Here is a 6,466-nt window from a genome sequence, read left to right as displayed (position 1 = left end):
GACCATTCAAGCGCCTGAAACCCCACTGGACCAGAACCTTGGACGCACACGAAACAGCAGATGAGGCGCGCTGCGTCGATGAAGGCGGCTCTGACGCCCTCGCGGTCAAAATGGCGGCGGTGCGCCGTGGTGCCACCGATCGAGATGATCTCGTTCAAGATCTCTACGAGGGCATCCACATCATCGGAACACGCGCGGCGCACCAGTTTCTCCTCGACCATCGTGCGCTCGCGTACTTCGGTTCTCGCCGGCTCGGCGACGCGAACGTAGCAGCCGGACTGCGATGCGATCCATATCCGTCGTCAGGCGCCGCCGGTGCGAATGTTGGCTTCCGTGCACATCCACCCCTTGTGGACGGCGTGGTGCCGAGCACCCCAGTCGCCAGAAACTGGACCATCGAGCGGCGGCTGTTGAGGATACGGCTGCCGGTCGCGCGGACGGCCATCGACCGAAGTCCGCCCGACGCCTCGCGAAAGGCCTGAACTGAGAGCTCATCGCCGCGCCGCCTCCGCTTGAGAGGCGCGCAGTATCGGCGAGCCGTAGTTTGGGTCGTGGTCGATCGGGGCAGGGTCTCCGCATCGCAACGCTTCGAGGATGTCGCCGAAGCTCGTCCGATACACGAAGCCAAGCTGACGGGTAATGCGGCCGCCGTTGTAGACGCGCCCGATCGATTGCGGCAGCCGCCAGCCCGCGCGCCGGTACAGCGCCTCGGCCTCGGGGAAGAGACGGCGGATGACCGCCGGCGCATCCGCCTTCAGCGCGCCCAGATCGTCGCGAGTGAACGGCGTCGGCGCGGACACGACGTAGAGCCCGAAGCCGATCTGCGGCGCCCGGTCAAGCGCCGCGAGGCAGGCGCGGGCGACGTCCTGGACTGTGGCGCGCCGGTGCAGAAGCTCGTTCGCCTTCAGATTGGGCCCGCTCAGCGCCGTGATCGTGTCGTCGTCCTCGGGGAAGAAACGTGCCGTTCGCAGGACGACGACGGCGAGCCCGTGTTCAAGATGATGCAGACGGCAGAGGCCCTCGGCGGCCAGCTTGGTCACGCCGTAGATGTTGCGGGGCTCGAGCGGACCGGCGTCCTCGTCGAGCCAGACCGCCTTCGTCGCCCGCTCGTCGCGGATAGCCTGGCTGATCATCAGCGACGTCGTCGACGTGAAGACGAACCGCGCGCCCGGCCGCGCCGTTGCTGCCCGCAGCAGGTTCAGCGTGCCGGAGACGTTGACATCCACGAAGGCCTGCGGCGGGAAGCGCGCAATGTCGGGTTTGTGCAGCGCGCCCCCGTGCATCACCGCGTCGAAGTCGTGCCGGCAGAACAGCGCCGCGATCGCGTTCTGGTCGGCGACGCTGGCCACGACGTCCGTTTGCTCGCCGGGCGCGACGTCGAGCCCGACCGGCGACCAGCCGGCGTCGCGCAGCATGGGGACGAGGTGGCGTCCGAGCCAGCCCGACGAGCCGGTGACGAGAACCTTCATGGATGATCTCCGGGAGCGGCCACCAAACCGGATGATGCCCGGAATGGCGTCCGGCGTCGACGGCGCGACACGGGCGCATCCTCTACTCCCGCCCCATTCGGCTCTGTCGATAATGTTGGGAGCCCACCCTGATGGCCGTTGCGAACGTCTGGCGCCATCGGGACCGTATGGAGATCCCGGCCGCTCTTCCCGCAGCCTCGACCAGCCTCGGCCCGCCCGGTATCCTGACGCCAGGCTCCATGGCGCCGCGAGCGCGACCTCGCAGGACTATTTCGGCTCCCCTGTCGGCAGAGCGTCGGCCCGTTCGTCCTCGCACTGCAAGCCCAAGGACCAGACAATGCGCTACGCCATCCTCTGCTATCACGACGAGAAGGTCGTCGCCGCCTGGAGCCGGGAGGAGGATGACGCCGTCCTCGCCCGGCTCGCCGTCGTCCACGGGAAGGTCGCGCAGGCCGGCAAACTGGGACCGGTGGTCCGGTTGCTGCCGACCAGCGCGGCGACGACCTTGCGCAGGGATCGCGACGCGCCGCTGGTGCTCGACGGACCCTTCGCCGAGACCAAGGAGCAGCTTCTCGGCTTCTACGTCGTCGATTGCGACAGCCTCGACGAGGTCATCGACATCGCCCGCGGATTTTCCGATGCGAACCCTTGCGCGACCTACGAAATCAGGCCGATCGGAATCTTCAGGCCAGGGACCGCGGCGCCGTGAGCGCGGCGGACGAGCCTGACGGAGCCTGGCTCGCCGCTGTTCTGAGCGCGGCCCGACCGCAGGCGGTCGCCGCCCTCTTGCGCTGGTTCCGCGACCTCGACGCGGCCGAGGAGGCGTTTCAGGAGGCGTGCCTTCGGGCGCTGCGCGCCTGGCCGAGGAATGGGCCGCCGCGCGATCCCGCCGCCTGGCTGATCATGGTCGGGCGGAATGCGCGGCTCGACGCCATGCGGCGCGACCGCCGGATGCAGCCCCTGCCGGCCGAGGAGACGATCTCGGATCTGGAGGATCCCGAGCCCGCGCTGGCCGAACGGATCGACGCCGCCGACTACCGCGACGACATCCTGCGGCTGTTGTTCATCTGCTGCCATCCCGATATGCCGGCGACGCAGCAGGTGGCGCTGGCGCTGCGCGTGGTCTCTGGCCTGTCGGTCGCGCAGATCGCCCGCGCCTTCCTCGTCGGCGAGGCGGCGATGGAGCAGCGCATCACCCGCGCCAAGCGACGCATCGCGGCCGCTGACGTCGCCTTCGAGACGCCGGGACCGATGGAGCGGGCCGAGCGCCTCGCGGCCGTCGCCGCCATGATCTACCTCGTCTTCAACGAGGGCTACACCGCCGGCGTCGCCGAGAGCGGCGCGCGGGCGCCGCTCTGCGAGGAGGCGATCCGGCTGGGGCGCCTCCTGCTGAGGCTCTTTCCGGCCGAGCCGGAGGTCATGGGGCTGCTGGCGCTGATGCTGCTGCAGCATTCCCGCGCCGCGGCGCGCTTCGACGCCGACGGCAGCGTGATCCTGCTTGAGGACCACGACCGCGCCATCTGGGACGGGCGGATGATCGCGGAGGGTCTGGCGTTGGTGGACACGGCGACGCGCCATGCCCGGCCCGGCGGCTACCAAGTGCAGGCGGCCATCGCCGCCGAGCACGCCCGCGCCGCCCGCGCCGACCTGACCGACTGGGCGCGGATCGAGTTCCTGTACGCCGTACTGGAGCGGCTGGAGCCGTCGCCCGTGGTCACGCTCAACCGTGCGGTGGCGGCGTCGAAGGCGCGCGGGCACGCCGCGGCGCTCGCCATGATCGAACCGCTGTCAGACCAGCTTTCGGGATACTTCTATTTCCACGGCGCTCGCGGCGCGTTCCTTCAAGAGCTCGGCCGAATGGACGAGGCGCGCGTCGCTTTCGACCGCGCCATCGCGCTCGCCCGGTCCCCTGCCGAAGCGGCGCATATCCGCGACCGGCTCGGCCGTCTCTCCGCCGCCCACTGACGGCCAGCGAATTTTTTCAGCCCGGCTGTCGGATCTGCGTCAGGCGGCGCGTCCTTGGGGCGAAGGCGACGCGAGCGCGCCGCCGGCGTCGTTCGAATGAGGGAGCGTGGATCGATGAAAGTCATGGTTCTGGTGAAGGCCAGCAGGGCCTCCGAGGCCGGCGAGATGCCGAGCGAGACGCTGCTCGCCGCGATGACCGCGTTCAACGAGGAACTGGCGAAGGCGGGCGTGCTGCTTGCGGGAGAGGGTCTGCACCCAAGCGCGAAGGGTGCCCGCGTCGCCTTCTCGGGCAAGAGCCGCGTCGTCACGGACGGACCCTTCGCGGAGACCAAGGAGCTGATCGCCGGCTACTGGATGTGGGAAGTCGCCTCGATGAAGGAGGCGATCGACTGGGTGAACCGCTGCCCCAATCCCCACAACGACGACAGCGTGATCGAGATCCGCCCAGTTTTCGAGGCGGAGGATTTCGGCGCGGCGCTGACGCCCGAGCTGCGCGAACGCGAGGAGCGCCTTCGAGTCGACGCCGAGGCGCGCAGGCGGCAGGCGCAGTGAGCGGCCGGCCATGCGATCCGACAACGCTTCGAGCCCCGGGAAAGGACCGCACATGAAACTCTACGGCATTCCCCCTACCCGAGCCGTTCGGCCGCTCTGGCTGCTCAACGAACTCGACCTCGCGTGCGAGATCGTCCCGATCGACATCTCCAACGGCGAGCACCTCGCGCCGCCGTTCCTGGCGATCAACCCGTTCGGCAAGGTTTCTGTCCTCGTCGACGGCGACCTCGTGGTGGCGGAATCCGCCGCGATCTCGCTCTATCTGGCCGAGCGCTACGGGGGCGGACGGTTCATCCCGGGCGACGTGGCCGAGCGCGCCTTTATGCACCAGTGGATTTTCTTTCTGGTGACCGAGATCGAACAGCCCCTGTGGCGCATCGCCCTCCACGCGTTCATCTATCCCGAGCACGAGCGGCTTGCGGACGAGCCGCCGCTCGCAAGGCGCGACTGCCGCCGCATGCTTGCTCCGCTGGAGCAGCACATGGAGGGGCGCGCTTTCCTTGTCGGGGCCTCGCCGACCGTCGCCGACTTCATCGCCGCGTTCACGCTGGACTGGGCGTCGGAGGAGGACCTGCTCGGCGACCACCCGAACCTCTTGGGTTTCGTCGAGCGGATGTACGCCCGCCCTGCCGCGCCGCCGACCATCAAGGAAGGCTTCGCCGCGCTGCAGGCGGGGATCTCGGCCGACCGCTTCCGCTTCGGGGCAGGCCACGACCGAAAGGCGCCGCAGGCCGACGCGACGCGGCACGGCGCATGACAGTCCCAAGTAACGACAAGGACGAACCATGGAACCGATCATCTACCTGTTCTTCAAGGGGAACTGCCTCGAGGCGATGACCCGCTACGCCGAGGTGCTCGGCGGCGAAGTCGGCGACGTCTTCCGCAACGGCGACGCGCCGGACGTGGCCAGCCGGATGCCCGGCGGCGACGACCTTGTGCTGAACATGAGCCTGAGGCTCGGCGGCGCGACGGTGATGGCGTCGGACAATACCGACGAGATGTACGCGCGGCCGCAGGGCTTTCGCGTGCATGTGGCGCCGCCCTCGTGCGCTGAGTTCGACCGCATTTACGCGGCTCTTGCGGAGAACGCGCAGGCTGTCGAGATGCCTCCCGGCGAGACCTTCTGGGCGGAGCGCTTCGCCATGGTGACCGACCGCCACGGCACGCCTTGGATGCTGGGCTTCGAGGGCGACAGGGCGGCGCGATCCGTGGCTCAGGGAGGTCCCCAGTGACCGGCCTCGTAACCTGCCTCTGGTTCGACCGGGGCGAAGCACGCAAGGCGGCCGAGTTCTACGCCGCCACCTTTCCCGACAGCCGCGTCGAACGGGTGAACCTCGCGCCCGCCGACTATCCGGGCGGTCGCGCAGGCGACGAATTGACCGTCGAGTTCACCGTTCTCGGGCGGCCGTTCATCGGGCTCAATGGCGGCCCGGCCTTCGCGCCTAATGAGGCCATCAGCTTCATGGTGCTGACCGAGGATCAGGCCGAGACCGACCGCTACTGGAACTCCATCGTCGACGGCGGCGGGGTCGAGAACGCCTGCGGCTGGTGCAGCGACCGCTGGGGTTTTCGCTGGCAAATCACGCCGCAGCTGCTGATGGCGCTGACCACCGGCGCCGACCCAGCGAAGGCCGGGCGCGCGTTCGCAGCGATGATGACGATGAGGAAGATCGACATCGCGGCGCTGGAAGCCGCAGTCGCATGAGCCGTCGCCGGGACGCGCTTAGCCGCAGACCCGCCCCGGTTCCGTTCCAATCGAGAGGCATCCTCAAACTGCCGCGCAGGAGCCTGCCCGACCGACCCAGAAGGGAGAACCGCCATGAGCTACGTCGACAACTTCGTCCTCGCCGTGCCCGCCGCCAATCGCGACGCCTATCTGCGCCACGCCCGCGAAGCCGCGACCGTCTTCCACGACCACGGCGCGCTGCGCGTGGTCGAGACCTGGGGCGACGACGTGCCCGAGGGCAAGCTCACCGATTTCCACCGCGCCGTGGCGCTGGAACCGGGAGAAACCGTAGTGGTCGGCTGGATCGAGTGGCCGGGCAAGGATGTACGTGACGCCGGCTGGAAGGCGATCATGGCCGATCCGCGCATGGCGCCTGACCGCAACCCGATGCCGTTCGACGGCAAGCGCATGATCCACGGCGGGTTCGAGACGCTGCTCGACGCGCGTGTCGGCGCGGGCGCGCCGGCATGAGCGCGGCCCCGAAGCCGCTTATGAACCTCGACGACGTCGTTTTCGAGGACGTGGAGGAGAACGGCCTCTACACCTCGAAGCGCGGCTTCGTCGGCGAGAAGATCGGCGCGCGCCAGCTTGGCTACAACCTGACCGTCGTGCCGCCCGGCAAGGCGCAGTGCCCGTTCCACAACCACCGCGCTGAGGAGGAGATGTTCTTGATCCTCGACGGCGAGGGCGAACTGCGCTTCGGCGAGCGCAGATACCCGCTGCGCCGCCACGACGTGATCGCCTGCCCCGCCGG

General features: G+C 69.0%; 10 protein-coding genes. 9 read left to right on the top strand and 1 reads right to left on the bottom strand.

All coding sequences use genetic code 11. The annotated features are described in order from the left end of the window. Window positions 1–482, top strand: a 482-nt coding sequence (locus V7Q31_RS16465) for a hypothetical protein (RefSeq protein WP_333834947.1), incomplete at its 5' end; no start/stop codon positions are given. A gap of 9 nt (window positions 483–491) precedes the next feature. On the opposite strand, the gene V7Q31_RS16460 is transcribed toward V7Q31_RS16465, so the two are convergent. Further along, entirely contained in the window at window positions 492–1,469 is a 978-nt protein-coding gene (locus V7Q31_RS16460) for an NAD-dependent epimerase/dehydratase family protein (protein ID WP_333834946.1), read from the bottom strand. A gap of 337 nt (window positions 1,470–1,806) precedes the next feature. Between V7Q31_RS16460 and V7Q31_RS16455 the strand changes: the two genes are divergently transcribed. From V7Q31_RS16455 to V7Q31_RS16420, 8 genes are all read left to right on the top strand, one after another. Beyond that, window positions 1,807–2,178, top strand: coding sequence for a YciI family protein (locus tag V7Q31_RS16455; RefSeq protein WP_333834945.1), 372 nt, complete (start codon window positions 1,807–1,809; stop codon window positions 2,176–2,178). Next, a complete protein-coding gene (locus V7Q31_RS16450) occupies window positions 2,175–3,434 on the top strand; it encodes an RNA polymerase sigma factor (protein WP_333834944.1) in 1,260 nt (419 codons plus the stop codon). Before V7Q31_RS16455 ends, V7Q31_RS16450 begins: the two co-directional genes overlap by 4 nt. Window positions 3,435–3,548: 114 nt before the next feature. After that, window positions 3,549–3,986, top strand: a complete 438-nt coding sequence (locus tag V7Q31_RS16445; RefSeq protein ID WP_333834943.1) for a YciI family protein — start codon at window positions 3,549–3,551, stop codon at window positions 3,984–3,986. 52 nt (window positions 3,987–4,038) lie between these two features. After that, the gene (locus V7Q31_RS16440; RefSeq protein ID WP_333834942.1) at window positions 4,039–4,743 is read left to right on the top strand and encodes a glutathione S-transferase family protein; all 705 of its coding nucleotides are present in this window, start codon (window positions 4,039–4,041) and stop codon (window positions 4,741–4,743) included. Window positions 4,744–4,771: 28 nt separating this feature from the next. Beyond that, window positions 4,772–5,218, top strand: a complete 447-nt coding sequence (locus V7Q31_RS16435) for a VOC family protein (protein WP_333834941.1) — start codon at window positions 4,772–4,774, stop codon at window positions 5,216–5,218. Next, a complete protein-coding gene (locus V7Q31_RS16430) occupies window positions 5,215–5,691 on the top strand; it encodes a VOC family protein (RefSeq protein WP_333834940.1) in 477 nt (158 codons plus the stop codon). Before V7Q31_RS16435 ends, V7Q31_RS16430 begins: the two co-directional genes overlap by 4 nt. 114 nt (window positions 5,692–5,805) lie before the next feature. Beyond that, window positions 5,806–6,183, top strand: coding sequence for a DUF1428 domain-containing protein (locus V7Q31_RS16425; protein ID WP_333834939.1), 378 nt, complete (start codon window positions 5,806–5,808; stop codon window positions 6,181–6,183). After that, window positions 6,180–6,466: cupin domain-containing protein (locus tag V7Q31_RS16420; protein WP_333834938.1), on the top strand; the 287-nt coding region annotated here is incomplete at its 3' end. The genes V7Q31_RS16425 and V7Q31_RS16420, both read left to right, overlap by 4 nt.

It is taken from the genome of Rubrimonas sp., from assembly GCF_036788415.1.
Taxonomy (GTDB): Bacteria; Pseudomonadota; Alphaproteobacteria; order Rhodobacterales; family Rhodobacteraceae; genus Rubrimonas.
This window is presented reverse-complemented; position numbering and strand designations above follow the sequence as displayed.